Annotated in this window: 18 protein-coding genes; 9 read left to right on the top strand and 9 right to left on the bottom strand. The window is 71.9% G+C overall.

Going from position 1 to position 26,773, the window contains the following annotated elements; translation table 11 throughout:
• Positions 1-2: 2 nt before the first annotated feature.
• Both ACQEVU_RS17305 and ACQEVU_RS17300 read right to left on the bottom strand, forming a co-directional pair.
• The gene (locus tag ACQEVU_RS17305; RefSeq protein WP_433324610.1) at positions 3-1,445 is read right to left on the bottom strand and encodes a GGDEF domain-containing protein; all 1,443 of its coding nucleotides are present in this window, start codon (positions 1,443-1,445) and stop codon (positions 3-5) included.
• Between the two features lie 521 nt (positions 1,446-1,966).
• Entirely contained in the window at positions 1,967-3,211 is a 1,245-nt protein-coding gene (locus ACQEVU_RS17300; protein ID WP_433324608.1) for a PP2C family protein-serine/threonine phosphatase, read from the bottom strand.
• 137 nt (positions 3,212-3,348) lie between these two features.
• Here ACQEVU_RS17300 and ACQEVU_RS17295 point away from each other — a divergent pair, with 137 nt between their 5' ends.
• The 3 genes from ACQEVU_RS17295 (at position 3,349) to ACQEVU_RS17285 (ending at position 7,120) form a co-directional block, all read left to right on the top strand.
• Complete coding sequence (locus ACQEVU_RS17295; protein ID WP_433324606.1) at positions 3,349-3,756, top strand: ATP-binding protein; 408 nt, start codon at positions 3,349-3,351, stop codon at positions 3,754-3,756.
• A 92-nt stretch (positions 3,757-3,848) separates the two neighbouring features.
• Positions 3,849-5,522 (top strand): alpha-amylase family protein, encoded by a 1,674-nt coding sequence (locus ACQEVU_RS17290; protein WP_433324604.1) that lies wholly within the window; start codon positions 3,849-3,851, stop codon positions 5,520-5,522.
• Positions 5,523-5,551: 29 nt separating this feature from the next.
• Positions 5,552-7,120 carry a nucleotidyl transferase AbiEii/AbiGii toxin family protein gene (locus tag ACQEVU_RS17285; protein WP_433324602.1) on the top strand — a complete coding sequence of 523 codons (1,569 nt, stop codon included), beginning with the start codon at positions 5,552-5,554 and terminating at the stop codon, positions 7,118-7,120.
• A 7-nt stretch (positions 7,121-7,127) separates the two neighbouring features.
• Here the strand turns inward: ACQEVU_RS17285 and ACQEVU_RS17280 are convergent, their stop codons facing one another.
• Entirely contained in the window at positions 7,128-8,588 is a 1,461-nt protein-coding gene (locus ACQEVU_RS17280) for a sigma-70 family RNA polymerase sigma factor (protein ID WP_433324600.1), read from the bottom strand.
• A gap of 616 nt (positions 8,589-9,204) precedes the next feature.
• Between ACQEVU_RS17280 and ACQEVU_RS17275 the strand changes: the two genes are divergently transcribed.
• A complete protein-coding gene (locus tag ACQEVU_RS17275) occupies positions 9,205-10,626 on the top strand; it encodes an endo-1,4-beta-xylanase (protein WP_433324598.1) in 1,422 nt (473 codons plus the stop codon).
• A gap of 54 nt (positions 10,627-10,680) precedes the next feature.
• Here the strand turns inward: ACQEVU_RS17275 and ACQEVU_RS17270 are convergent, their stop codons facing one another.
• From ACQEVU_RS17270 to ACQEVU_RS17255, 4 genes are all read right to left on the bottom strand, one after another.
• Positions 10,681-13,947 carry a glycosyl hydrolase family 95 catalytic domain-containing protein gene (locus ACQEVU_RS17270; RefSeq protein WP_433324596.1) on the bottom strand — a complete coding sequence of 1,089 codons (3,267 nt, stop codon included), beginning with the start codon at positions 13,945-13,947 and terminating at the stop codon, positions 10,681-10,683.
• Between the two features lie 14 nt (positions 13,948-13,961).
• Complete coding sequence (locus ACQEVU_RS17265) at positions 13,962-16,475, bottom strand: galactose-binding domain-containing protein (protein WP_433324594.1); 2,514 nt, start codon at positions 16,473-16,475, stop codon at positions 13,962-13,964.
• A 201-nt stretch (positions 16,476-16,676) separates the two neighbouring features.
• Complete coding sequence (locus tag ACQEVU_RS17260; RefSeq protein WP_433324592.1) at positions 16,677-16,961, bottom strand: hypothetical protein; 285 nt, start codon at positions 16,959-16,961, stop codon at positions 16,677-16,679.
• Positions 16,962-16,991: 30 nt separating this feature from the next.
• Positions 16,992-18,233 carry an ROK family protein gene (locus tag ACQEVU_RS17255; RefSeq protein WP_433324590.1) on the bottom strand — a complete coding sequence of 414 codons (1,242 nt, stop codon included), beginning with the start codon at positions 18,231-18,233 and terminating at the stop codon, positions 16,992-16,994.
• An 80-nt stretch (positions 18,234-18,313) separates the two neighbouring features.
• On the opposite strand from ACQEVU_RS17255, the gene ACQEVU_RS17250 reads away from it, so the two are divergent.
• Positions 18,314-19,162 carry a LacI family DNA-binding transcriptional regulator gene (locus tag ACQEVU_RS17250; RefSeq protein WP_433324588.1) on the top strand — a complete coding sequence of 283 codons (849 nt, stop codon included), beginning with the start codon at positions 18,314-18,316 and terminating at the stop codon, positions 19,160-19,162.
• 17 nt (positions 19,163-19,179) lie between these two features.
• Here the strand turns inward: ACQEVU_RS17250 and ACQEVU_RS17245 are convergent, their stop codons facing one another.
• Positions 19,180-19,791 carry a dihydrofolate reductase family protein gene (locus ACQEVU_RS17245; RefSeq protein ID WP_433324586.1) on the bottom strand — a complete coding sequence of 204 codons (612 nt, stop codon included), beginning with the start codon at positions 19,789-19,791 and terminating at the stop codon, positions 19,180-19,182.
• Positions 19,792-19,835: 44 nt separating this feature from the next.
• Positions 19,836-20,678, bottom strand: coding sequence for an AraC family transcriptional regulator (locus ACQEVU_RS17240; protein ID WP_433324584.1), 843 nt, complete (start codon positions 20,676-20,678; stop codon positions 19,836-19,838).
• Between the two features lie 241 nt (positions 20,679-20,919).
• Between ACQEVU_RS17240 and ACQEVU_RS17235 the strand changes: the two genes are divergently transcribed.
• From ACQEVU_RS17235 to ACQEVU_RS17220, 4 genes are read left to right on the top strand one after another with little or no spacing between them, the layout of a single operon-like run.
• A complete protein-coding gene (locus ACQEVU_RS17235) occupies positions 20,920-22,227 on the top strand; it encodes an ABC transporter substrate-binding protein (protein WP_433324582.1) in 1,308 nt (435 codons plus the stop codon).
• 60 nt (positions 22,228-22,287) lie between these two features.
• Positions 22,288-23,220 carry a carbohydrate ABC transporter permease gene (locus ACQEVU_RS17230; RefSeq protein ID WP_433324580.1) on the top strand — a complete coding sequence of 311 codons (933 nt, stop codon included), beginning with the start codon at positions 22,288-22,290 and terminating at the stop codon, positions 23,218-23,220.
• Positions 23,217-24,044: a carbohydrate ABC transporter permease gene (locus tag ACQEVU_RS17225; protein WP_433324578.1), complete on the top strand. Its 828-nt coding sequence runs from the start codon at positions 23,217-23,219 to the stop codon at positions 24,042-24,044. The genes ACQEVU_RS17230 and ACQEVU_RS17225 overlap by 4 nt, the downstream gene beginning before the upstream one ends.
• Positions 24,041-26,593 carry a glycosyl hydrolase 2 galactose-binding domain-containing protein gene (locus ACQEVU_RS17220; protein WP_433324576.1) on the top strand — a complete coding sequence of 851 codons (2,553 nt, stop codon included), beginning with the start codon at positions 24,041-24,043 and terminating at the stop codon, positions 26,591-26,593. The genes ACQEVU_RS17225 and ACQEVU_RS17220 overlap by 4 nt, the downstream gene beginning before the upstream one ends.
• The last annotated feature ends 180 nt before the right edge of the window (positions 26,594-26,773 follow it).

The raw sequence follows: 26,773 nt of genomic DNA, 5'->3' as shown, positions 1-26,773 counted from the left end.
GGCTACAAACCCGCCAAAGCGACCTGGTTGCGGCCCGCGCCCTTGGCGGCGTAGAGCGCCTCGTCGGCGCGGGCCACGATCTCGTCGGAGCTCTCGCCGTCGCGCAGGACCGCGATGCCGGCCGAGAAGGTCTGGCCCAGCGGGGTCGCCTCGCGCATCCGGTCCAGGATCATCCGGGCCTGCTCGGCGGTGGCGTCGGGCAGCAGGACCACGAACTCCTCGCCGCCGAAGCGGGCCAGGTGATCCACCGTGCGCAGGTGCGCCTGCCAGGCGGCGGACGCCTCCTTGAGCAGGCGGTCGCCGGCCGGGTGGCCGTAGCTGTCGTTGAACCGCTTGAAGTGGTCGAGGTCGACGAGCGCGACCGACAGCGGCGTGCGGTCGCGGCGGGCCCGCTCCAGGGCGCGGGGCAGCTCGGCGTTCCACGCGCGCCGGTTGGGCAGGCCGGTGAGCTCGTCGGTGACGGCCAGCTCGCGGACCTTCTGCGACTGCAGGTCCAGCTGGGCCAGCAGCTGCGTCATGCGGGTCACGACGAGCAGGAACAGCGCGGCGCAGCCGATGGAGATGGCCAGCGCGTCGGTGACGCGGTGCGTCAGCGCCTCGGCGAGCAGCAGGGCCGGCGCGATGAGCGAGGTCGCGGTGAGCAGCACGAGCATGCGACGGCTCGGCCGGGCCGGGCGCGGCGGCGCCGGGCGGGCCACCGCCCGCACGTCGGGGTGCAGCGCGGCCGCGCCGAAGGTGAGGTAGCCGGCGAGGAACACCGCGGCGAGCAGCTTGTGCGCGAACGGCCCCGGCTCCCAGCTCATCTGGTTGACGACCGCCCACGCGGAGTCGCCGCCGAGGAAGCACAGCAGCGCGGCGCACAGCAGCCGGAACGAGACGTTGCGGGTCGCGCCGTCGAGCAGCAGGCGCACGGTCATGGCGAGCAGGACGATGTCGCCGACCGGGTACGCGACGCTGACGATGTGCCCGAGCAGCCCGATGCTCGGGTCGGCGGCGGCCGGCTGGATCATGAAGATCCAGGCCAGCAGGCCGATGCCGGTGGTGAGCGTCGTGGCGTCGACGGCGGTGGAGCGGTTGCGGTGCGGGCTGCGGCGGCGCACGAGCAGCGTCAGCCCGGCGGCGGCGAACGGGTACAGCGACAGGTAGGCCGCGTCGGCCCACGACGGGAACCCGGGATCGGTCATGGTCCGGGTCAGGATCGTCTCGACACCGATCCCGGCGGCGTTGCCGGCGACCCCGGCGGCGATCAGCCACCAGGTCGCCGAGACGTCCGGCCGGCGCCGGCGGATCCCGACGACGACGGCCGCGGCGCCGAGGAACCCGACGGCTACCTGCCACACAACCTGCATCAGGCTGCCGTCCGGGACGACGAGAAAGCCGGCCAGGCCCACCACACCAGTGGCCAGGTAGGCCGCGATCAGGCGGCTGCGCACTGTGTACCCCACTTCGTACCGACGTTTGCTGTCGTCGTATGTCTTCGGCAGGGCCGCGGCGAGGCTGCGTTGCGCGCCAGGTGCAACCGGGTCGTGGTCAGGTGGGCTGTGTTCTATACCCGGGGGAACCGCCGCCTGACCCCGCCCTCCTCGACGACGCCGACGGACCGTTTTGACCCGGTTCGGAGATGAGTCTGGTGACCCCCGAGCGCCCCGGCCCGCCACGCTCCGGCATCGAACGAGGTTGAACGATGCCCGACCCGCCATGGCCGCACACGGCGGCGATTTGGTTGGCCGGGGCCGCACCGGGTATCGGCGAGGGCGTGCGACGCGTCGCTGAGCCGTCTCCCGGCGGACGGGCCGCACACTCCTGATGGGCGTCCGGCCGGTACCGGTCCAGCCGGCCGGACGCCGCTGCCGGGACCGAGCGGCCCGGCTATGCCGGCGCGAGCGCGGCCTCGCGCAACAGGCGCGGCCTGCGCGACCGGGCGCAGCGGCGCGGGCCGCTCAATCGACCGGCGTGCGGCCGTGGGTCAGGCGGTGCGCTGCAGCGCGAGCAGGGCGATGTCGTCCGTCGGGGCCTGGTCGTCGAGCATGGCCTCCATGACGGTGTTGCACACCGCGTCGGGCACGCCGCGAGTGACGACCTGGACGAGGCGGGCCAGGCCGGCGTAGATCGGGCGCGTCCGCCGCTCGACGAGCCCGTCGGTGTACAGCAGCAGCGTCCCCCCGGCCGGGATCGGCAGCGTCGTGCTGTGCCGCTCGGCCCCCGGGTGGGCGCCGAGCGGCAGGTCGGGCCGGACGACGGCGAGGCGGGCGGGGCCGTCGGGGTCGAGGAGCACCGGCGGCGGGTGCCCGGCGTTCGAGATCGTGATCGAACTGCGGTCCGGGCTCAGGACGGCGTAGACGGCGGTGGCCATGGCGTCGGGCTCGAACCGCTGGATCTTGCGGTCGAGCCGGGTCAGCACGTCCGCCGGGTCGTCTGTCTCGAGGGCATAGGCGCGCAGCGCAGAACGGATGCGCCCCATCACCACGGCCGCGCGCAGCCCGTTGCCGGCGACGTCGCCGACCGCCACCCCCACGTTGCCGGAGGGCAGCTCGAACACGTCGTACCAGTCGCCGCCGACGCCGACCTCGGCCCCGGGCACGTACCGCACGGCGAGCTCGAGCCCGGCGATCTCCGGCGGCCGGGACGGCAGCAGGCTGCGCTGCAGCGCCACCGCGGCGGCGCGGTCCAGGCTGTGCGCCCGTGCCTGGGTGGCCGCGGCCACCCGGTCGGCGACGAGCTGCAGCAGCTCGACGTCGCCCGCGCTGAACCGGCGCGGCGTGCGGGCGCCGACGTACAGCACCCCGATGACCTGACCGGCGGTGATCATCGGCACGCCGAGGACCGAGACGATGTGCTCGCGCAGCAGCGCCGGACTGAGCACATTGGTGTGATCGACGTGCTCTATGGCGAGGGGCTCGGCCCGGGCGGCGACCGTGCCGGCGAAGCCGCGGCCGACGGGGATGCGGATGTCCTGGTACACCTCGCGCTCCAGGCCGCTGGTCGCCGTCGCGCTGAGCTCGCTGCCGCTCGCGTCCAGCAGCATCACCGTGGCCGAGTCGGCGTGCAGCAGCTCCCGGGCCCGCACCAGCAGCTCCTGCAGCAGATCCTCCAGGCCGAGCCGGGACAGCGCCGTGTCAGTGATCAGCTGCAGCCGGCGCAGGTGCTCGCCGCTGTCCACCGTCGCGCTGCTGGCGAAGCCGTTGCGCACCTCGCCCGTCGGATCACTCACGCCGCTTTTCTCTCCTGGCTGGTTAGGACATCCGCCCGATCCTACCCACCCGCGGGCGAGCGCGCCCTGGCCGAGTCCGCATAGCCACCGGGCGGTTGGGTATCTCGCCTGCATTGCGGTGGACGAGGAGAGCGCGCGTGACCGGTGGCGAGACGGCCCGACGGAAGCGGTGGAGCGACGACCGCGGCCGCGACCCGTCCGCTGTGTCGGCCGCGCGCGCCTGGTGTCACGACGCGCTGCGGGCCGTGCTGTCCCGGCCCCCCGGCGAGCAGCTGGAAGGCGAGGTCGAGCTCGCGGTCACCGAGCTGGTGGCGAATGCCGTACGGCACGGCGGCGGCGTCGAGGAGCTGGCGCTGTCCACCGACGGCGAGACGCTGCAGATCGCGGTCCGCGACCACGACCCGGCCGAGCCGGTGGTGCCGGCGGCGGAGAGCGACGACGAGCACGGCTGGGGCCTGCTGATCGTCTCCCGCCTCGCCACCGCCTGGGGCGTCCGGCAGCACCCCGGCGACGGCAAGTCGGTCTGGCTCGACTTCGCCCTCTGACCCTCGCACGCCGTGCGGAGATCCACCGGCGTAAGAACTGCGCGTCTGGGGTACCACCTCATGATTGAAGGGGGTCGACGCGAGGAGGGTCGTTGACGGAGCGATGGTATCGCAATGCGGTGATGTACAGCCTGGACGTCCGGGCATTCCAGGATTCCAATGACGACGGCATCGGCGACCTGCAGGGCGTCATCAGCCGCATCGACTACCTGAGCCGCCTCGGCATCAACACGCTGTGGCTGAGCCCCATCCATCCGAGCCCGTGGCGCGACGGCGGCTACGACGTCACCGACCACTACGACATCCATCCGGCGCTCGGCAGCCTCGGCGACTTCGCGGAGCTCATGAACGTGGCCGACGAGCGCGGCGTGCGCGTCATGCTGGACCTCGTCCTCAACCACACCAGCGACGAGCATCCGTGGTTCGACTCCGCGCGGTCCGACCCGGATTCGCCCTACCGCGACTGGTACGTGTGGTCCGAGGAGGAGCCGCCGGACCGCACTGAGGGCATGGTCTTCCCCGGGGTCCAGGAGACGACGTGGACCTACTGCGAGAAGGCCGGCGCGTGGTACCACCACCGCTTCTACGATTTCCAGCCCGACCTCAACATCCGCAACCCGCAGGTGCGCGCGGAGCTGGCCAAGGTCGTGTCGTTCTGGCAGCGGCTCGGCGTCAGCGGCTTCCGGGTCGACGGCGCACCGTTCGTGATCGAACGGACCCGGCCCGGCTCGTCGCCGCAGCGCGGCGAGCCGACCGACCGCGACTACGCCTTCCTGACCCAGCTGCGCGAGGGCACGTCGTGGCGCCGCGGCGATGTGGTGTTCCTCGCCGAGGCCAACGTGCCGCAGGACGAGCTGATGCGGTTCTTCGGCGACGCGGACGGCGCGGCCAACCGGCTGCAGATGCTCTTCGCGTTCGAGCTCAACCAGGCCCTCATGGTGGCGCTGGCCCGCCGGCAGCCGCGGGCGGTGGTCGAGGCGCTCGCCACGCTGCCCCCGCTGCCGCGGCACGGCCAGTGGGCGACGTTCCTGCGTAACCACGACGAGGTCGACCTGTCCGGCCTCGACGAGCGGGCGCGCCAGGACGTGTTCGAGGCGTTCGGGCCGCGGCCCGAGCATCAGCTGTACGGGCGCGGGATCCGCCGGCGGCTGGCCGCGATGCTCGGCGGCGACCAGCGGCGGCTGCGGATGGCCTACAGCCTGCAGTTCACCATGCCCGGCACGCCGGTCCTGCGCTACGGCGACGAGATCGGCATGGGCGAGGACCTGCGCCTGCCCGAGCGCGACGCCATTCGCACGCCGATGCAGTGGTCGCCGATCGCCCACGCGGGTTTCACCTCCGCCGACGTCGCGGCGGAGGACCTCATCCGCCCCGTGATCGACGACGGGCCCTTCGCGTACCGCGACGTCAACGTCACCGACCAGCGCCGCGACCCCGACTCGCTGCTGGTGTGGTTCGAGCGGATGCTGCACACGCTGCGCGAGTGCGAGGAGATCGGCATCGGCGACCACGACGTCCTGCCGGTCGAGGCCGAGCACGTCCTCGCCCACCGCGCCGAGGCGCCGAGCGGCGCCGTGCTGTTCATCCACAACCTCGCCGACCGGCCGGCGCGGTTCTCGCTGCCGCGCGACGTCGACTGCGGCGAGGAGCCGGTCGAGTTGTTCAGCGACCGCGAGTACGACCACCTCGACCTGCGCGAACTGTGCGTCGAGGGGTACGGGTACCGCTGGATCCGGCTCCGGCGTACACACTCGCGCCTGACCTGAGAGTGGCCGACGGCCGCTACGCTGCCCCGGTGGCCGAGATCACCGGGGCGTTCGAGATCCATCTGACCGTCGAGGCGCGCCAGGGCGCCGACCTCGCCCGGTTCGCCGAGCAGCACGACGTCAAGTTCGTGCACATCGTCCTGGACCGCGGCCGGTTCCCGTCACAGCCGATGCTCACCCTCCCCGCGTACGGCACCCTCGGCGAGGCGCGGAAGGTGGCCGGCAGGTGGCGGGAACAGCTGCTCAAGCGCGGGCTCGTACCGGCCCGGCTGAAGATCGAGGCGGCGCCGTGGTGCGAGGGCCTGCCGCAGACCGACGACGAGGCCGCCCAGGAGCCGGCGGGGCGCTACTTCGAGCACCACGTGAAGCTCGCCCTGCCGGCCGCCCCGGTCGCCGCGATGCAGGCCGCCGCGGACATCGGCGCGGCCTACGACGCCCGCCTGTCGCGCAACGCACGGCGCCGTCACGACGACGGCCGGCAGGAGCGGTTCCTCACGCAGCGCTGCCACCACGTCGGGCTGGCCACCGCGACGCAGCGGCTCGACTGGCTCACCGCCGCCCTGCGCGATGCGGGCCTCGAGGTGGTCAAGGTCGAGCAGGAGTACGTCGTCGAGGACTCCAACCTCGGCCACGACCGCGGCTGGATCACCCGCGAACCCGAGACCTTGCGCAACGACTCGCGCGAGGCCACCATGCGGGCCGCGCCGGCCGGCTCCCGGGACTACCCGCCGACCTACCTGCCGGTGAAGGCCGGCGGGTCGGTGCGGCAGACGGCGGCGTTCGACCCGGCCCTGCGGCAGTACCAGAACGCGTACCGGGCCGGCGAGCCCGCCTTCGCCGACGAGGGCACCGACCGGCGGTGGCGGCGGACCCGCCGGGCCGCCCTCGAGCACGCCCTCGGCGCGATCGCCCGCAGCCGCTGGGCCGGCCACCTCGTGCTGCGCGGCAGCGTCACGATGGCCGCGTGGGTCGGCGACGCCGCGCGCGACCCCGGCGACCTCGACTTCGTCGTCACCCCGCACACCATCACCAGCGGCAGCAGGAAGGCGCGGGAGCTGCTCGACGGCATCACGGACGCGCTCGCCGCCGACCCCGGCGCCGGCCTGCGCCCCGAGCGCACGGTGCACTCGGAGATCTGGACCTACGAGCGCGCCGACGGCCGCCGCCTCGCCGTGCCGTTCACGACCGGCGACGGCGGCCCCGGCGGCAGCATCCAGATCGACGTGGTGTTCGGCGAGCCGCTGCCGCTGCCGCCCGAGCCGATCGTGCTGCCCGGCGTCGACCGCCCGGTAACGGCCGCGCCGGCCGAGCTCGCCCTGGCCTGGAAGCTGCTGTGGCTGGCCACCGACACCTACCCGCAGGGCAAGGACCTCTACGACGCCGCGCTGCTGGCCGAGCTCGCGGCGCCCGACCTGGATTTCGTCCGCGACCTGCTGCGCCCCGAACTGGGCGCGGAGGCCGACACGTTCGGCGCCGAGAGCGTGCTCGCGCTGACGGTCGACTGGCCCAACTTCACCGACGAATACCCATGGGCCGACGGTACCGCGGAGCAGTGGCGCTGGCGCCTCGCGCTCGCCCTGGAGCGCGCCTGGGGGTGAGCCCGGTCTACGCCAGCGCGGGACGTACGCGGAAGGTGCTGTCGGCCCGGAACTGCGCGGTGCCGTCCGCTTGCTGGACCCACAGCTGATCGCCCTCGCAGTGGATGAAGTAGCCGCGGTAGTTCGACGACTCCAGCAGCACGTCGCCGTTGCCGGGGCCGAGCGGGCAGAAGGTGGCGTCGCCGCGGAACAGCTGCGTACCCTCGTCGCGGCTCAGGCGCAGCCGCCACGAGGCATGCCGCAGGTACCGCCCGTCCGCGGCGCGCAGCGAGTAGCAGTCGGCGTTGGCGAGGCCCGGGACCGCCTCGAAGGTGGCCCGCTGCCGCGCCGGCGCGGCGTCGGCCGTGACGAGCACGCCGAACTCGCCGTCGGTACCGAGATAGCGTCCCGGTGCGCCCCCGAACTCCAGCGACAGCGGCCCGGGAGACAGCGACGGCGGCGTCGACGCGGGCGCGGTTGCCGCGGACGCGGTCGGCGCAGGCCCGGCGGACGGCGGCGGCTGATCGTGGCGCGGCCAGGCGACCGCGGTGGCCGCCACCCCGGCGACGAGCGTGCCCACGGCAATCTTCGCGACGGGCACGCCGGCCAGCCACCCCGCCTTCGCGGCCCCGCCCGGGACGGCGTTGGCGGTGATCGAGGTGCCGGCACCGGTGCTCGACGTCGACGCGACCGGGCCGCCGGCCAGGACCGCGGCCAGTGTGGCCGGGACGGGCAGCAGCGCGAAGCCGTTGAGCAGCCGCTCGGTGTCGACCATCCCGTCGGCGGCCCGGGCGCAGGTCACGCACGAGCGGGTGTGGCGGGCGATCCGCTTGCGCCACAGCGGGCTCGGGATGCCGTCCCAGTCGGCGACGACCGTGTCCAGCCACGGGCAGCGCGGCCGCGCGTCCAGCGTCGCGACGAGCGCGCGGGCCTGCTCGAGCCGGTTGCGCATCCGCTGGATGCGCACGCCCGCGTGGGCGACGCTGACCCCGAGCGCGGCGGCGACCTCGGCCCGGGTCAGCTCCTCGCCGATCTCCAGCCACCACAGCGACCACAGCACCCGGTCGGCCGGGTCCAGCCAGCCGACCGCCTGCCCCACCTGCCGGCGCTGGCCGGAGAGCTCGACGCGCAGCACGGTCAGGTCCTCGAAGTCCTCGGCGTCCTTCGCGTCCGCGAGGTCGTCCAGCGGCGCCCGCCGCTCGGCCACGACGCGCTCGCGCTGCAGATAGGTGCCGGCCTGGCGCACGGCGATCGAGGCCAGCCACACCCGGAAGCTGTCCGGCTCGCGCAGCGAGGGCAGCCGGCGCAGCGCGCGCAGCATCGTGTCCTGGACGACGTCGTCGACGGCGCCCGGGTGCCCGGCGAGGGCGCGGCGCACGATCGTGTACACCAGCGGCAGGTGCGCCGCGGCGAGCTCGTCGAGGGCGCGTTTGTCCCCGGCCTTCGCCGCGGCCGCCAGCGACGCCCGGTTCGTCTTCGTTGTTCGCAAGTACCACCCCCGGCGGCGAGGAAGCGGGTTGTCATTCTCCGCACACCGCCGGGCCCGTTGTCAAAGCCCCCGCACCGCGAGTTTCGGCAGCTCGCGGCCCGGATCAAGGCGACTCGCGCGGGCCTCGCGGCATAACACTTTTTTCGGGGTCAGCGATGTCCGGCCGGATGGCGTTGCTCGGGTAACTGCAGCGACGCGGTGACCGTGCGCAACGCGCGAGCCCGTAGCACGGGGCGTCCGAAACTTTCCGGAAGCCCCGCATCATGTCCGGCCCGAGTGTCGCCCGATCGCCCGTCTCAGGACAGCCTCGCTGGACCGGGCATCAGGTCACTGCACAGGCCAAGGTCCGGGAGGCGCGCGAACAGGTTGTTTCCGGAAATTTTCCGGAAGATATTGTTTCATCGATACCGCTCGTGCCAGCATGTGCCTCACATCGAAGCGCACCGTTCCGGTCCGGGACGAGCCATCCATCGACACCCCTTCACGCACGGCGGCCGCCGGCCGCCCGGCGCCGGATGGCCGCGGCCTGAACGCGAAATCGAGCAGGAGGTAACCAGTGGCCCCCAGTCCCCCAGTTCATCCGGGCAGCCGGCGGCGACGTTCGCTGCGAATCCGGATGGCGATCGGCGCGGCCGTCACCGCGGTCGCGGCCGCGGGCGCAGTGACGATGATCCCGGCCGCGAACGCGGCGGCGAGCACGCTCGGCGCCGCGGCCGCGCAGTCGGGCCGGTATTTCGGCACCGCGATCGCGGCGAGCCGGCTCGGTGACTCGACGTACACCACGATCGCCGGGCGTGAGTTCAACATGGTGACGGCCGAGAACGAGATGAAGCCGGACGCGACCGAGCCCCAGCGCGGTCAGTTCAACTTCAGCGCCGGTGACCAGATCTACAACTGGGCCACCCAGCGCGGCATGAAGGTGCGCGGGCACACCCTTGCGTGGCACTCGCAGCAGCCGAGCTGGTGGGGCGGGCTGTCCGGGTCCAGCCTGCGCCAGGCGATGATCGACCACATCAACGGCGTCATGGCCCACTACAAGGGCAAGCTCGCCTACTGGGACGTCGTCAACGAGGCCTTCAACGAGGACGGCAGCCGCCGCCAGTCCAACCTGCAGGCCACCGGCAACGACTGGATCGAGGTCGCGTTCAAGACCGCCCGCAACGCCGACCCCTCCGTCAAGCTCTGCTACAACGACTACAACATCGAAAACTGGTCCTACGGCAAGACGCAGGGCGTGTACAACATGATCCGGGACTTCAAGTCCCGCGGCGTGCCGATCGACTGCGTCGGGCTGCAGACCCACTTCACCGGCGGCTCCTCCCTGCCGTCCAACTTCCAGACCACGCTGTCGAGCTTCGCCGCCCTGGGCGTCGACGTGGCGCTGACCGAGGTCGACGTCACCAACGCCTCGACGTCGCAGTACTCCGGGCTGACCCAGGCCTGCATGAACGTGTCGCGCTGCGTCGGCATCACCGTCTGGGGCGTGCGTGACAGCGACTCCTGGCGCTCCAGCGAAAGCCCGCTGCTCTTCGACGGCAGCGGCAACAAGAAGGCCGCCTACACCTCCGTCCTCAACGCCCTCAACGCCGCCAACCCCACCACCACGCCGACCGTGACGACCTCACCGACCGGTGGCGGCACGTCGTCCCCGCCGCCGCAGGGCGGCGCGCAGCGGATCGTCGGGTCCCAGTCGGGCCGCTGCATCGACGTGCCGAACGCGTCGCACAACAACGGCACGCGGGTGCAGCTCTACGACTGCAACGGCCAGACCAACCAGGCGTGGACGTACACCTCGAGCCGCCAGCTGACGGTGTACGGCAACATGTGCCTGGACGCCGCGGGCTCCGGCAACGGCGCGGCGATCCAGATCTACAGCTGCAACGGCCAGGCCAACCAGCAGTGGAACGTCAACTCCAACGGCACCATCAGCGGCGTGCAGTCCGGACGCTGCCTGGACGTCTGGGGCACCGGCAACGGCCAGCAGGTACAGCTCTACGACTGCTGGGGCGGGGCCAACCAGCGGTTCAGCCTGAGCTGACGGCAACAGCCGGTGCGCGGCCACGCCGCGCACCGGCTGTTACCGGCCGTTGGTTCAGTAGACCTGCAGCTCGTACAGCGAGTAGCCCCACTGCCCGGACAGTTGCGTGCCCTGCATCCGGACGTACCTGGCCTGGCCGCTGACGGTTATCCGCTCGGTGCCGCCGGCGCCTGACGTCGTGGTGTACATGTCTCGCCACGAGGAGCCGTCGGTGGAGGCCTGCAGCTTGTACCCCTTCGCGTACGACGTCTCCCACAGCAGGTCGACCTCGCTGAGGTTGTACGTGCCGCCGAGGTCAACCTGGATCCAGTTGTTCGGGTCCTGGCTCGCCGCCCAGCGCGACGCCGTGTCACCGTCGACCGCCTTCGCCGGACCCTGATCGGCGTTGGACTGCGACGACGCCGTGGCGGCCTTGTTGAGGGCCAGGTTGGTCCGGCCCGCGGTCGTGGTGATGTTGAGCGTGGTCGCCCGGCCGGCCTGCAGCGGCACGACCCGGGCGATGTTGCCCAGCGGCGAGCTCTGCACGGCGCTGCCGTCGGTGGTGATCGAGGCGATGCCGTTGCGCTGGATCAGCGTCAAATTCTGGTTGATCTTCGACGTCAGCGTCACCTTGATGGTGTGGGCGTTGTTGTCCCAGGTCAGGTTGTTGATGGTGAACTGGCCCTTGCCCAGCATGCCGTTGATGGAGCCCTTCGGCAGGCCCGCGGGCATCGCCGGCAGCAGCTCGATGGTCCCGGGCTGGGTGGCGGCCGCCATCTCCATCATGATCGTGGGGACGGAGTTGACCACGTCGGTGGCGAACACGCTGTGGTTGTTGTAGTGCGACGTCGCCATGCTGCTGTAGTAGTAGTCCTCCTTGGCGAAGCGCAGCAGCTTGGCGTTGACCGAGCCGGCGTCGTTGGTGTCGGCGGCGATCAGCGCCCCGTGCAGCAGGCCGTGGCCGGCGTTCTCGTAGCTGCCCTGGTCCTTCTTCTGCAGGAAGACGTGGGCCGCGTTCCACTGCGCCCGGTTGGTCTCCGGCGTGAGCTCGCGGTACGGCCAGATCGGCATCAGCCCGCTGGAGTGCCGGTGCTGGTACTGGTTCTGGTTGGCCAGCCCGGGCGTCGCCCACTCGGCCAGCGCACCGTCGTTGTTGACGATGTACGGCGGCAGGTTGTTGAGCTTCTCCTGCCAGACCGGAATCTTGTCGGCGTCGCGGCCCAGCGCCTGGCTCGTCTGGATCAGCGTCGACAGCGCGAAGCGGGCACCGGAGATGTCGTACACCGAGTTGACCGCCAGCGGCACCCCGTTCGGCGGCCGGTTCTCCGGCGAGATGGAGCCGGCCAGGATGTACTTGCCGTTGGCGTCCTTCTTGACGAGGAAGTCCTCGTAGAAGTCGCCCATGTCGCGGATGAGCGGGTAGTACTTGTCGGCGAGGAACGTCTTGTCGCCGGTCACCTCGTAGTACTCCCACAACGGGTACAGCAGCCACGACTCGCCGCCCGTGACGTACTGGTACGGGTAGTCGAAGTTGATGTTCGAGATGAGCCCTTCCTCGTTCGGCGTGTTGCCGCCGGTGAGCATGCCCCGCGTGCCGAGCAGCTTGCGCGCGTTGGTCCGGAAGTCGTTCTGCCACTGCTGGTTGAGGTAGAAGTACCCGGCCATGGCCTCCGGCATGTTGCCCACGTTGCCGCTGGAGATCTGCAGGTTGAGGTTGGCGTCGAGATGGTAGTAGCCGTCCCACCCGACGTTGCTGTCGCCGGTCCAGTTGCCCAGCAGGTCCGGCGCGGCGGTCTCGTTGGACGAGGCCAGCAGGTGGTAGCGGCCGGCGTAGAACATCCGCTCGTACAGCGCCGGGATCGGCGTCGACGAGTTCTTCTGCTCCGCCAGCAGCTGCTCGGTGGGCTTGGCCCGGTCGGCCGCGCTCGCCCCGAAGTCGACGGACACCCGGCCGAAGATCTCCCGGTGCTTGCTGGTGTGGCGGTTCAGCAGCGTCTGGTAGCTGTCGGTGATGCCGGACAGCCGCTGCTGCAGCAGCTGCCGGTTCCACTCCGTCTCCGCGGTGACGCCGCCGTTGTACGTCCCGTTGTACCGCTGCGTGAGCGACAGCAGCATCACGTAGGTCGCGTTGGCGACGGTGACGTTGCCGCCGGACAGCGTCTTCGTGCCGTCCGTGACGATGCGGGTGACGCCCTCGTAGCCGGCGTTGTAGGAGCCGCTGGGGTACTTCGCCCGCAGGTTGAGGAAGTCGGTGGTGGAGTTGTTGGTGTACGTCACGCCCTTGTTCGTCAGGTTCATGCCCGGATCGATCGACAGGCCCAGCGTGACGTTCAGCCGCTGGCCGCTCGGGGCCGCCATGTTCTGCACCGTGACCCCGTCGGTGCGCGACACGAACGAGTCGCGCTGCCAGCTGCCCTTGTCGTCCGTCCAGTTCACCGACACCACGCCCGAGGCGTAGTCCGTGGACCGGGAGTAGTTGCGCACGGTGCCGGCGTCGGGCATCTGCATGGTCATCTTGAAGCCCGGATGCTTGCTGCCCTCACCGCCGCCCTGGTACCCCTGGACATCCGCGGCGAGCTGGTTGGCCGACTGGTACTGCCCGGCGATCAGCTGGTCGCGGATCTTGTTGATGTTGTCGGCGCTGACGGTGTTGAAGGTGCGGTGCGGCCGCGCCTCGGTGCGCGCCATGAAGAACCGCTTGTCGTTGAAGACCACGGTCTCGTTGCGCGGGTTGCCGAAGACGATGATGCCCTGCTTGCCGTTGCCGGCCAGCAGGCCGTTGGCCCAGTCCGCGTACGTCTGCGGGTAGCTGTTCGACGGCGCCACCGCCGGCGAGCCGCTGCCGCCGCCGGTCGAGCCCGTGCCGTACACCTCGAACTCCCACAGCGAGTAGCCCCACTGCGTGTTCGGGGTGACGCCCTGCATGCGCACGTAGCGGGTGCTGCGCCCGACGGTGACGGTGTCGGATCCGCCGTCGCCGGTGGTGGTCGAGTAGACGTCCGTCCACTGTGTCGCGTTGTCGGAGACCTGGATCTTGTACCCCTTCGCGTACGCGGCCTCCCAGACGAGGTTCACCGTCGACACCGCGTAGGCGGCGCCCAGGTCGACGTAGATCCAGGCGTTGTTGTCGTTGCTGTGGTCGCTGGACCAGCGGGTCGAGGTGCTGCCGTCGATCGCGTTGGCGGCGGTCAGCGTGCCGTCCTGGTAGGAGGCGACGGCCCGGGCGCCGGCGCCCCGGGCGAGGTTCACCGGCGTGTCGGCGGACGCCGACGGCAGCCGCACCGCGGCCCCCGCGATCAGCACCGCGGCGATGCCGACGGCGCACTTGATGGCTCTGCGCATGGCGGTTCCCTTCTTCACCGGGTCGCCACCCGCAGCGAGGAGATGGCGTCGTTGTTGCCGGTGTTGAGCAGGTTCGGCGTGTCGGCGGTGAACGTCCACGCGGTGCCGGAGAAGCCGGCGTCGGCGTAGGCGGTCACCTGGTAGCCGGCGGGGACGCGGATCGAGGAGATGCTGTCGTTGGCGATGCCGGCCGCCTGGAGCTGGGCCAGGTCGTAGCTGCCGACGCCGAAGGTCGCCGACGGGCCGGTGTAGTTGGCGTCGCCGTAGACCGTCGGGCCGGTCCCGCCGCTGATCGGGGTGCCGTACACCTCGAACTCCCACAGCGAGTAGCCCCACTGCGTCGCCGGGGTGACGCCCTGCATGCGTACGTAGCGCGCGTTGCGCCCGACGGTGACGGTGTCCGTGCCGCCGTCGCCGGTGGTCGTGGAGTAGACGTCCGTCCACTGTGTCGCGTTGTCGGAGACCTGGATCTTGTACCCCTTCGCGTACGCCGCCTCCCAGGAGAGGTTCACCGTCGACACCGCGTAGCCGGCCCCGAGGTCGACGTAGATCCACGCGTTGTTGTCGTTGCTGTGGTCGCTGGACCAGCGCGAGGACGGGTTGCCGTCGATCGCGTTGGCGGCGGTCAGCGCGCCGTCCTGGTAGGAGGCGACGGCCCGGGCGCCGGCACCCCGGGCCAGGTTCACCGGGACGTCCGACGGCGGGGCCGGCGGCTTCGGCACGGTCTGCCCGGCCGGCGGCCACAGCGCGAACGTGTTGGAGCCGTTGCGGGCGTTGGCGAACGGGCCGGCCATCGTGTTGGTGGACGCGACCGCGTTGCCGAAGAAGTCGGTGGTGACGTCGGCGGCGATGCTCTCGTTCGCCTTCGGGATGGTGCCGACCCGGGCCCGGGTGACCGGGGTGAGGCCGGTGATCCCGGCGGTGTTGAGGTTGAACGTGAGCTGCACCGACGTGTTGGTCGCCGTGGTCTGCACGCCGGAGATGACGTTGGTGAAGTTGCCTTCCTTCACGAAGGTCTTGTTCGTCGAGTTGTCGGGCAGCGTCGAGCCCTGCACGAGGTTGTTGTAGAAGAAGTCCTTCGTCGGCGACGTGAGCGCGGTCGTCTCGTTCATCGTGCCGGGCTGAAAGTAGTAAGCGTCGCGGCCCGACCCGTCGATGTTGATGTTGTGGTTGTCGATGAACAGGTTGTTGGCGAAGACGATGCCGGTGGCGTCCAGCGTGCGGATGTCGCTGTTGCCGATGAAGACGTTGTTGTCGACCAGGATCGGGCCGAACACCGCCTCGGCGTAGTAGCCCCACGGCGCGTTCATGACGATGTTGCCCGTGATGCGGACGTTCTGGTTGCCCCAGTCGGTCCAGATGCCGGCGGAGTTGCCGCCGCGGGAGTTCTTGACGTAGTTGCCCTTGATGAGGCCCTGGTTCATGTAGTGCACCTTGATCGGGGCCGTCTCCGCGCCGCTGAACTCGTTGCGGTAGTTGGTGTCCTCGATCATGTTGTAGAGGATCTGGGAGTTCCACGAGAAGACCCCGGCGATGCCGGACTGCCCGGACTTCGCGATGTAGTTGTTGCGCACGATGTGCGAGCCGTACTTGGACGTGTCGTGGAAGTTCGTCCGGGTCGTACCGGGCCGGTTACCGGCCCACTCGTCGCAGCCCAGCCCGATGTCGATGGCGATCGTGCGGGCGTTGATGACGATGTTGTTCTGGATGATCCAGCGCAGGCCGCCGTTGACGCTGATCGCGCCGGCCTGCCGGCGGGACGGGCTGCTCGGGAAGTCGGAGTACGTGCCGGCGGCGTGCTTCACGGTGAAGCCGTCGACGGTGATGTACCCGAGCCCCCACACGTCCGGCGCGAAGACCTGCCGGCGCACGTTGATCTCGGCGAGCTTGGCGTTGGGGTCGGCGCCGCCGAAGTTGGCCCAGATCGTCGTGTTGGAGCCGGAGACCTGCGTGAACCACGTGCCGGCCGCGTTCTGCACGTCGGCCTGCGTGGGCTTCTCGAGGTACGCCTGCTCGCTGAGGTACACGTCACCGGCGGTGTATCCGGGGAACGTGTCGCTCCCGCCGCCCATCGGCTGGCCGGTCGCATACGGGTTGTAACTGCCGAAGTACGAGTTGGGCAGCGTGACGCTCCAGACGTTGCCGCTGCCGCGCACCCAGTTGCTGATCTGCTCGGAGCCCTTGACGACGACCTCGCCGTCGCCGGCGTTGGTGTAGGTGATGCGGTGGGCCTCGTCGGTGCCGCCGCGGGCCGGCTTGACCGTCTCGCGGTAGAGCCCGGCGTGCACGAAGACCTTGTCGCCCGGCTGCGCGTCCTGCGCGGCCTTGTTGATGGTCAGGTAGGGGGCGGCCTGCGTGCCCGGGTTGGCGTCGTTGCCGTTCTTGGCCACGTGGATGACGCGGGGCGCCGCGGCGGCGGACTGCGCGGCGATCGAGGGCACGGCGACCCAGACGACCGCGGCGGCGACGCCGAGCGCGGCGATCCCGGCGGCGAGGCGGGCGGCCCGCCGGGTTCTGCTGTGTGTCATGGGGCTCCTTCGGGGGGCGGATTCCCACCGTGAACGCCGGTCACGGTCGAAGCGGGCACGGCGGCGCCCGCCGCCTGGCGAGGCTTCAGGCGGGGGTGGCGGGCGACCGCGGCGGAATTGACGGCACACCGGGGCTGCCGAATGGCCCCATCGCGTACCGAAGAAGTTACATTATTAATCTATGATGATCCGAGAGCGTCGTCAACCGCATGGCGGGCGGCCGATCAACGGCACGCTACCCGCCTCCCGCCGATCGCGCCAGAGCCACGAACGATCCCGGGCGCCGCGGCCGCCGTGGTCGGCCTCCCAGGCGGCGATGAGCCCCTCGCGGCTGAGATAGCGCTGCATCTCGCGGATGACGTCGTCCCACGCCGGCACGTAGCCCGCCACGTGCAGGCGGCCACGGTCGTCGCAGATCTGCAGCTTGGGCGTGACGTAAAGGGTCTCGTACACCGTCCGGGAGAAGTCGCCGTGGCTGTGGGACACGGCGTCACGCCGCGCCCCGGCCGGCGTGCCTCAGAGGCGAGCGGCGACGTCGGGGCCGTGGCCGGGGGCGACCGAGGCCTGCAGGACCAGCGCGGCGCCGCCGATCGCGGCCGAGTCCCGCGGGTTGCTCGACAGGTCGACGCGCACGTCGTGGACCTCGCGGGCGAAGGCGCGCTCGGCCAGGCGGCGGCGGATCTCGGTGACGTAGATCGAGCCGGCCACCGCGAAGCCCGGGCCGGCCAGCACGAGCCGGTCGATGTCCCACAGGTTGGCCAGGGCCAGGGCGGCCTCGGCCAGCAGGGCCGCGGACTCGTCGACCAGCGCGCGGGCGGCCTCGTCGCCGTAGACGGCGGCGCGGGCCAGCACGTCGAAGGCGCGGGCGTCCGGGTCGTCGGCGCGGATGCCGAGGCGGTCGGCGAGGCCGCCGGTGGCGCGGGCGCGGGCGACCAGGACCCGCGGGGCGGCGTACTGCTCCAGGCAGCCGCGGTTGCCGCAGTGGCAGCGCTCGCCGTCGCGGACGACCGCGATGTGGCCGAGCTTGCCGGCGTTGGAGCTGGCGCCGCGGTGCAGGGCGCCGTCGAGGACGACGCCGGAGCCGATGCCCGAGTTCATGTACAGGCAGCCGAAGGTGCGCTCGCGCGAGACCTGCCGGCCCCAGAACTCGCCGACGGCGGCCGCGGCGGCGTCGCTGTCGACGAGGACCGGGACGCCCAGGCGGCCGGTCAGGGCGTGGGCCAGGTCGAGGCCGGCCGCGCGCCGTTGCGGGTCGGGAAGGGCCTCCGGCAGCGCCAGGAAGCGGCCCCGGGCGACGTCGACCGGGCCCGGGCCGACGACCGCCATGCCGGCCACGCTCTGCGGCGGCAGGCCCAGGCCGCGGGTGATGTCGTGGTACAGCGCGGCGAGGTGGGCGGCCATGCTCTCGGGGCGCCCGTCGGCCGGGCCGGCGACGAGCTGGCGGCCGACGGTGCCGCCGCGCGTGTCGGTGACCACGCAGGTGAGGGTGTCGACGCCGACGTGGATGCCGACGCCGTACGCCGCGCGGGAGTTGATGACCAGCATCGAGCGCGGCTTGCCGCGGGTGGCCACCGTGTCGCCGGTCTCGCGCACCACGCCGTCGTCGATGAGCCGGCGCACGATGTTGGAGATCGTCGGCTGCGTCAGGCCCGTCGCGTTGACGAGCTCCACCCGGCTGATCGGCCCCGACGAGCGGATGAGGTCCACGATGAGCGCCCGGCTGCCGGGGCCCGCGGCCGCTGACTCCCGTCTCGCCACGCCCACCGCCCTTCCGTCTCGCCGTACGCTGTCGCACGACTACGTTACGGGGACGAAGGTTAAACCACGAGGAGGACCCAATGGCCGCGGCAGCGACCCCGCAGCAGGGCACGCCGGTCGGGCTCGCCCTCGTGCGCGACGCGGAGGTCCTCGGCGCCGAGCCGTTCTTCCACGAGTTCATCGCCGGCATGGAGCGGGTGCTGGTCCCCCTCGGCGTGCCGGTGCTGCTGCAGGTCGTGGCGACGATGGCGCAGGCGGTGGAGCGGATGCGGGCCTGGGCGCAGTACGGCCAGGTGCAGGGCGTCATCCTCATCGACCTGCTGCCCGGGGACGAGCGCGTCGCCCTCGTGAAGGACCTGGGCCTGCCCTGCGTCGTCATCGGCGACCCGGAGACCGCCGACGGCCTGCCCACGGTGTGGACGCAGGACGAGGTCGCCATGCGCGACGTGGTCGGCGAGCTGGTCGCGGCCGGCCACACGCACCTGGGCCACGTCGGCGGCCCGGCGCCGATGGCGCACACGATCATCCGCCGCCGCACGTTCGAGTGGGCCGCCGCCGAGCACGGGGCGCGCACCACCTCGTTCGACGGCGACTACTCGGAGGCGGCCGGGGTGCGCGCGGTGGCCGCCCTGGCCGCGCTCGAGCAGCGCCCGACCGCCCTGGTGTTCGACAACGACGTCATGGCGCTCGGCGCGCTGCACGAGGCCGGCCGCCTGGGCCTGGCCGTGCCGGCCGACCTGTCGCTGGTGGCGTGGGACGACTCGGCGCTGTGCCAGCTCGCGGTCCCGCCGCTGAGCGCGGTCAGCCACGACGTGCAGGAGCTGGGCGAGCTGGTCGGCCACCGGCTCGCCGACGCCCTGTCCGGGGTGCCGGCCGGCATCGTGCGGGCGGCCCCGGCGAGGCTCATCGTGCGCGGCTCCAGCCGCTGACCGACCCCGGCGGCCGGCTACCGGCGCACCTTGAACCGCAGGTGCAGCACCCCTTCGCCCTGGATGACCACGTGGGGATCGTCCAGCAGGTGCTGCCCCTCGATGCGGCCGAAGTAGCGCTTGCCCGACCCGAACACCACCGGCACCACGTCCATCGCCACCTCGTCCACGAGCCCGGCCGCGAGGATCTGGCCGCCCACGTCGCCGGCGTTCACCGCGACGTCCCGCTCCCCGGCGAGCTGCCGGGCCCCGTCGATCGCCGCCTTCACGTCGTCGACGAAGTGGTACGACGCCTCGGGGTGCCAGCCGCCGGGCTTGGGCCGGTGCGACACCACGACCACGTGCTCGCCCGCGGGCGGACGCCCCTCCCAGCCGTTCACCAGGTCGAACAGGCGCCGCCCCATGACGATCGTGCCGAGGCGGTCCCAGGTCGCCCTGACGTACGGCGCCGAGGCCCGCGAGACCTTGAAGAGGCTGCCGGAGCCGGAATGGTCGAACTGCTGGTCGACGCCCGGGGTGATCGGGACCTCGCCGTTGCAGTACCAGTCGTGCAGCGGTCCGACGCCGTCGTTGTCGTCGGCGATGAAACCGTCGACCGACACCACGTTGTGCATGATTACCGTGCTCACGGCGTCGATCCTGCCCGCACCGGGGCGGGCACGCTTGTAGAAAATCAATCGGCGGGCATGGGGCCGTTGTCCGGCGGGAAGCCGGGCGCCGGCGGGAACCGGCGCCGCAGGGCCAGGAATTCCGTCGGGGTGTGCCCGGTGAAGTCCTTGAACTCCCGGCTGAAGTGGGCCTGGTCGAAGTAGCCGGCCGTCTGCGCGAGCCGCGACCAGTCGACCGGGCCCCGGGGGTCCACCGACACGATCAGCTGCGCGAAGCGGTAGATCCGGGCCACGAGCTTCGGGGTCACCCCGACGTGGGACTTGAACTGCGCGGCCAGGTGGTTGCCGCTCACCCCGGCGGCGTCGGCCAGCGCGCCGACCGGGACGGCGCCGTGCAACGTCTCCAGGCGCCCACCGACGCGCTGGACCAGGCCGAGACCGCGCGACGGCGCCTCGGCCAGCCGCGAACGCAGCTCCCCCTCCAGGGCCCGCAGCGCGTCGGCGGGCGAGGCGAGGTCGCCGACCTGGTTGCGCAGCCGGTCCAGGGACCGCTGCCAGACGTCGTCGACCGGCACCCACCGGTCGCGCAGCTCGGTCGCCGGCAGGTCGGCGAACGGCGAGATGCCCCACGGCTTGAAATGCACGCCGACGAGCCGCACCGGCGTCGGGTACTCGAAGAGGAAGCGCCGGGTCCAGACGCCCATGAACCACCCGTCGGTGAGTACGGCCGGCGGCACCGACGGGTCGCAGTCCCAAAGGCGGACGGGCCCGCCGAGGTTGAGGAACAGGTGCGCGGACGGCATCGGCGGGACGTTCATCCGGCGGTGCCGCGGCACCCCGGTGAGGCAGTAGACGTCGTCGATGAAGAGGTCGAGCGGCGGAGCCGGCACCCGGGCGACGTACTGCACGAACCCCAGTGTGGCCGAGCACCTCCCATCCTCGCCCGCAGCGCACCGCCGGCCCGGTTCCGCGCTCGTTACGAGCCTGAGCGGGCAAGGGCATGCAGCACTTTCATAGATTAAAAATCTTTGTTGTTGACTTCGGGCCGGGCGGCGGGGACGCTGTGTGGCGAACACCCCTCCGGCGCCGGACGTCGACCCCGACGCGCGCCGTCTGCATTCGCCTGCCCGAGACGTAAAGGACTCCTCTATGGACCACCGCACCAGGCCACGGGCCGTGCGCGCGGCCGCGGCGTTCGCCGTCGCCGCGTTAGGGCTCGGACCCGCACTCGTCGCCTGCGGCTCCGACGATCCCGCCGCCGCCCCCACCTCCATCGACGTCGTCACCCGCTGGTCGTCGGGCAACTCCGCCAACGCCGCGCAGAAGCGGGTCTTCGACGCGTTCACCGCCGAGACCGGCATCAAGGTGAACGTCACCGAGGGGCTGGAGACCATCGACGACCAGGTCGAGAACGCGGTCGCCGCGGGCAAGTCGCCCGACCTCGTCATCGTCAACCTGTTCGACAAGACGCTCGGGTGGCTCGACGCCGGCGTCACCGTTCCCGCCGACCAGTACGTCAAGGACTGGGGGCTCGAGGGCAAGATCAAGCCCGCGGCCCTGGACGAGTGGCGCGTCGGCGGAGCGGCCGGCGGCAAGCTGCAGGGCCTGCCGTTCTCGGGCTTCAGCTGGCCGCTGTGGTACAACACCGACCTGCTCAAGCAGGCCGGCGTCGACAAGATCCCGGCGACCACCGACGAGCTGGTCGCCGCCGCGCAGAAGCTGCGCGCGAAGGGCATCGGGCCGCTCACCGTCGGCGGCAACGACTGGACCGGGCAGAAGCTCTTCTACCAGATCGCCCAGTCGTACACCGACGCCGCGACCATGAAGAAGGTCATGCAGTCGGGCGGCTACTGCTCGACGCCGAGCGTCATGGACGGCATCAAGCTGTTCACCCAGCTGCGCGACGGCGGCGTCTTCGTCGACAACGCGGCCGGGCTCATCGCCGACGGGATGTACGCGGCGTACTACGGCGGCAAGGCGGCCATCATGCCGGCCGGCTCGTGGGCCTACACCGAGTCGACGGCCGCCGGCACCGGCATCGACAAGAAGACGACGCTCGGCGGCTTCCCGGTGCCCAGCGGCTCGACGTTCAAGAAGCCCACGGCGTACCGCGGGTTCACCGGCGTCGGCTTCATGATCACCAAGAAGGGCGCCGAGGCGGGCCACATCGACAACGTCAAGAAGCTGGTCACGAAGTTCTACGCCGACACCGCGGTGGGCGACTTCGTCAAGGACTCGGGCATCCTGCCGCCGACCACCGGCGACTTCGGCTCCTACGCGACCAACCCGCTGCTGTCGCAGTCGCTCGGCCTGGACAACAGCGTCGACTACGCGGTGCTGCCGGACGTGTGGATCGGCTCCGCCTCCGACCGCATCATCCAGGTCCTCACCGGGGCCTACGGCAAGTCGACGCCGCAGCAGGTCTGCGCCGGCCTCGACACCGCAACCAAGGGCTGACCAGGCACGGCCGGGGGCCGCACCAACGGCCCCCGGCCGACGGCATAAGGAACTGCAACGATGTCATCGACCAGCGTCCTGCCGCGCGCCGCCGCGCTGCACGCCGCCGCGCCCAGGAAACGGCGGAAACAAGGCGTCCTGTGGCTCACCGTCCCGTCCCTGGTGTGGTTCGCCGTGTTCTCCGTCGGCCCGCTCGCCGCGATGTTCGTCATCGCCACGCTGCGGTGGAAGGGGCTGCTGTACGAGCCGTCGTACGTCGGCACCGAGAACATCGCGCACGTGCTGGACGACCCGGCGTTCTACGACGCCCTGCGCAACAGCGCGGTGCAGGTCGCCGTCGTCATCCCGGTCATGATCCCGCTCGCGTTCATGCTCGGGTACCACCTCAGCACCAAGCCGCGCGGGTACCGCATCCTGTCGATCCTGTACTTCTCCCCCGGCCTCATCTCGATCTCCGTCACCGGCATGATCTTCTACGGCGTGCTGTCCCCGGACGGCGGCGTCAACGGCGCGCTGCGCGCGATCGGCCTCGACTCGCTGGTCACGCCCTGGCTCGCCGACCCGGCCACCGCCCTGCCCAGCCTCATCGCCATCGACCTGTGGCGCGGCGTGGGCTGGACCGCGGTGCTGTTCGCCGCCCGGCTGGCCAGCCTGCCCGCCGACGTGGTCGAGGCGGCCCGCATCGACGGCGCCGGGCGCCTGCGCATCATCTGGCAGATCGCGTTCCCGATGGTCAAGGACTACGTGCGGACGCTGACGATGCTGCAGTACCTCTGGACGCTGTTCACCTCCGCCGCCCTCATCCTGCTGCTGACCAAGGGCGGGCCCGGCACGTCCTCGACGACCCTGTCCTACCTGGTGTACGCCAAGGCGTTCGCCCAGCGCGACCTCGGCTACAGCCAGGTGGTCGGCGTGGTGCTGCTCGTCCTCGGCGTCGCCGGCATGCTCCTCATCCGCGCGCTGCTGCGCAGCTCAATGGAGAACACCCGATGACCGCACAAAAACAGGGAGGGTCGCTGGCGACCGTCCTGTCGTGGCTGTACGCGCTGCTGCTCGCGCTGCCGCTGTACTACCTCGCCGTCAGCGCCCTCAAGACCAACGTCGAGATCTTCACGCGGCCGTTCGCGCCGCCGGCGCACTGGCTGTGGGGCAACTTCGCCACCGCCTGGCGCACCGCCGGACTCGGCCAGGCGCTGCTCAACTCGCTGCTCATCTCGGCCGTCGCGATCGTGCTGACGCTCGTGCTCGCCGTGCCGGCGGCCTACGCCCTGGCCCGCTCCGACAACCGGCTCGCCCGGGCCGTCACCGGCGCCTTCTCGGCCGGCTTCCTCGTCCCGCCGTTCGCCGCGCTGATCCCCACGGTGATCCTGGCGATCCGGATGGACCTGTTCTACACCCGCGAGTTCCAGATGCTGTTCCTGCCGGCCAGCGCGCTGCCGCTGTCGGTGCTGCTGCTGACCCAGTTCATGCGCACGGTACCGCGGGCGCTCGTCGAGTCGGCCGCGCTGGACGGCGCCGGGCACTGGCGGCTGCTGTTCAGCGTGTTCATCCCGATCGCGATGCCGGGCCTGGTGAGCGTGACGATCCTGCAGCTGCTGACCTTCTGGAACGAGTACCTGTTCTCGCTCACCATCACCGGCACGGGGCCGGACGTGCGCACCGTCCAGGTCGCCCTGCCGACGCTCGTCTCCGACGCCACCAACTTCGGCGTGCTCACCGCCGGCACCGTGCTCACGCTGCTTCCGGTCTATGTCGCGTACTCGCTGTCGAGCCGCCGCATGCAGGAGGCCCTCACCGCAGGGGCGGTCAAGGGATGACACTGACCACGCAGGCCACGACGGCCGCGCTGACCCGCCACGACCTCGGCGGCGCCTGGGAGCTCACCTGGTCCGGCGGCCCGGCCGGCGTCCCCGGCGCGGTGCGCGACGCGGTCGTCCCCGCGCAGGTGCCCGGCGAGGTGCACGCCGCGCTGCTGGCCGCCGGCCTCATCGCCGACCCCGACGCCGGCTGGGGCGAGGAGGGGCAGCTGTGGGTGGGCCGCTCCCGCTGGACGTACCGCCGCCACGTCCACTGGTCGCCGGCGCCCGGCGCGCGCACCGACCTCGTCTGCGACGGGCTCGACACGTTCGCCGAGGTGTACGTCAACGGGCGGCCGGTCGGGGCGGGCAAGGACCAGCACCTGGTGTACCGCTGGAACGTCGACGACGCCCTGCGCCCCGGCGGCAACGTGATCGAGGTCCGCTTCGCCTCGGCCTGGGACGCCGCCCGCGAGCACGAGCGCGCCCACGGCCCGCTGCCGAGCCCCTACGACGAGCCGTACGCGCACGTGCGCAAGGCCGCCGCGAACTTCGGCTGGGACTGGGGCCCGCACTTCGTGACCGCCGGGATCTGGCGGGACATCCGCCTCGAGACGTACACCGGCCGCATCGAACACGTCCGGCCCCTCGTGCGCCTGGACGCCCGCGGCACCGCCCGGATCACCGCGCACGTGCGCGTCGACGCCCCGCCCGGCGCCCGCGTGCGCGCCGAACTGCTCGACCCCGCGGGCCTGCCCGCGGCGAGCGGCACGAGCCTGATCGAGGACGGCGAGGCGGCGATCACGCTGCTCGTCGTCGAGCCGCAGCTGTGGTGGCCGGTCGGGCTGGGCGGGCAGCCGCGGTACGGGCTGCAGGTGGAGCTGGAGCACGACGGCACGCTCCTCGACGCCGCGAGCGCGCGCATCGGCCTGCGCAGCGTCGAGCTCGACGAGTCGCCGGACGCGCTCGGCACCCGCTGGGCGATCGTGGTCAACGGGCGGCCGGTGCGCGTGCGGGGGTACAACTGGATCCCCGACGACACCCTGTCCAGCCGCGCGACGCCCGAGCGGGTCGCGGCCCGCATCGACCAGGCCCTGGCCGGCAACGCCAACCTGCTGCGCGTATGGGGCGGCGGCCACTTCGTCACCGAGGCCTTCCTCGACGCGTGCGACGAGCGCGGCATCATGGTGTGGCACGACTTCCTCTTCGCCTGCGCCGCCTACTGCGAGGACGAGGAGATGACCGCGCTCGTCACCGCCGAGGCCGAGCAGGCCGTGGCCCGCATGTCGGCCCACCCCAGCCTGGTGCTGTGGTGCGGCGGCAACGAGACCGTGCTGGGCCGCCGGCACTGGGGCTGGGCCGACCAGATCGGCGAGCGCGCCTGGGGCGCCGGGTTCTATCTCGACGTCCTGCCGAAGGTGCTGGCCCGGCTCGACCCGACCCGCCCGTACGTGCCGAACTCCCCGTGGTCGGGCTCCCTCGAACGCGACCCGGTGGCCGACACCCACGGCCCGAGCCACCTGTGGGACGCCTGGAACGAGGCCGACTACGTCCACTACCGCGACCACGACCCGTCGTTCGTCGCCGAGATGGGCTGGTGCGGCCCGGCCGCGTGGACCACGCTGGAGCGGGTGCTGGACGGCGAGACCCCCGGCCCCGCCTCCCCGCTGACCCGCCACCACCTGCGGGCCATCGACGGCATGCACAAGCTCACCCGCGGCCTGCAGCCGCACGTCCCCACCCCGGCCGACGGCCCCGACTGGCACTTCGCCACCCAGGTCGTCCAGGCCCGCGCGGTCGCCGCCGGCGTCGAGTGGCTGCGCTCCCGCGAGCGGTGCGGCGGCGTCGTCGTGTGGCAGCTCAACGACTGCTGGCCGGCGATCAGCTGGTCGGCGGTGGACGTCGCGGGCATCGAGAAGCCGCTGTGGCACTCACTGCGCCGCGCGTTCGCCCCGCGGCTGGCCACGATCCAGCCGGCGGCCCCCGGCCCGACCCACGACCCGACCGGCCCCGACGGCCTCGTGCTCGTCCTCGTCAACGACGGCGTCACCGCGTGGCGCCCGGACGTGCTCGTCCGCCGGGTCGGCCCCGACGGCCGCGAGCTGGCCCGGGCCCGCCTGCGGCCCGAGTGCCCGCCCGGCGCGGTGACCCGCCTCGCGGTCGGCCCCGAGGTCGGCCGCCCCGAGGACCCGGCGGCCGAGCTCCTCGTCGTGGACGCGGACTGGTCACGGGCGACGTGGGTGTACCGCCCGGACCGCGACCGCACGCCCCCGCCGCCCCAGCGCCGCGTCGACCTGGCCGTGCTGGACGGCCGCCTGCACGTGGGCGTCACGGCGGCCACGATCCTGCGCGACGTGTGCGTGTTCGCCGACCGCCTGGCCGCCGCCCTGGACACGCCCCCGGCGGGCCTGGTGGTCGACGACGCGCTCGTCACGCTGCTCCCCGGCGAGCGCCACGTCTTCCACGTGGCCCGCCGCGACGGCCGCCCGCTGCCCTCGACGGCGGCCACGGCGATCCCGTCCCCGCTGCTCGGCGAGGTGGTGCGCTCCTTCGACGAGCTCACCACCTGACCGGCGGGCCGGCACTGCGCATGGCTGCGGCAGCGCTCGATCTTCGTCCCGAACGGCATCAGCTCCCCCACTGGGGATGCGCTCGACGCCCGGGACGACGATCTTGCGCTGATCCGCGACCGCCGGGCCGGCCGGTCGAGCTCGGCGATCGCCTCGTCGCAGCGGCCGGCCGTCACCTGC

It is taken from the genome of Dactylosporangium sp. CA-139066 (assembly GCF_050936175.1).
Classification (GTDB): Bacteria; Actinomycetota; Actinomycetes; order Mycobacteriales; family Micromonosporaceae; genus Dactylosporangium.
The sequence above is the reverse complement of the archived record's forward strand: the minus strand, read 5'-3'. Positions and strand labels throughout refer to the sequence as shown.